Below are 851 nucleotides of genomic sequence, written 5' to 3'. Positions count from 1 at the left end.
GAGAGCTTCGATGACAGGCTCGCCAAATAATTATTGATGATGCTGAGGGGGTTGTTTGCCTCATGCGCAATCTCTCTGACTTTTGCGCTTAGGGCGCTTATTTCCGCGTTCGTTTGCAAGGGCACGCTTACAGCTTCAATGTAAAGGCATTGATCTGTCAGCTGTCGTATCAATAAGTCTAGAAAGCTAGGATGAATTTGTTCTTTTTTGGAATGAAGGCTGGCCACAACCACGCAGATAACTCGGCTTTGATCGCGTATCGGCATGCAGAGCATACCTTCTGCGGCTAAATGTCTTAGAATTTGTTGGTCGGCTACGAGTGCTTCTGAGCGGTGTTGGAACGAAGAAAGAACATTGCCTTCTATCGCTGCTTTAGCGACTAAGCTGCTTCCGCGATCAACAGGAAATTGCATCGGGACCTGCTTTTGATCCTCGTCCACAAGGATAAGCTCTTCATCCTCGAGCCAAAACACAGCGCTTGTGCGCATACCAAAGAGGAGTGAAAGCGTGTAAGAAACCTGCTTCGCAAACTCGGTTTTCGTATCGCTTTTGCCAATTATGTCGTGAGATATGCTTTCTAGGCTGTGATCTCTGACCGTCTTCGCCAGATTAATATTGGCTTCTCGGTCATCAAAGGATTGAGATTCCTTTGTAGATTTGAGATTGATACCCATGCTGCTGGCGACTTCTTTTACTTCTTCATCGATTTTTCGAACAATTTCGTTAACGAGCGAAGGGTTGAGTTCAAATAGCTTTGTTCCAATTTCTGCTTGGTGTTCATGGTTCCGCTCGTCTAGTCGACTAAGCTCGCTGGAGACAAACAGGATTTTTACCAGGTGGTGTGCGCCCAC

The 851-nt window shown here is 46.4% G+C and carries 1 protein-coding gene; it reads right to left on the bottom strand.

Features of this window, described 5'->3' with window-relative positions:
• Window positions 1-851 (bottom strand): GAF domain-containing protein (locus A3750_RS25755; RefSeq protein WP_197474837.1); only part of this gene is annotated, 851 nt, incomplete at both ends.

The sequence above is a fragment of the Oleiphilus sp. HI0079 genome (genome assembly GCF_001635105.1).
The sequence above is the reverse complement of the archived record's forward strand: the minus strand, read 5'-3'. Positions and strand labels throughout refer to the sequence as shown.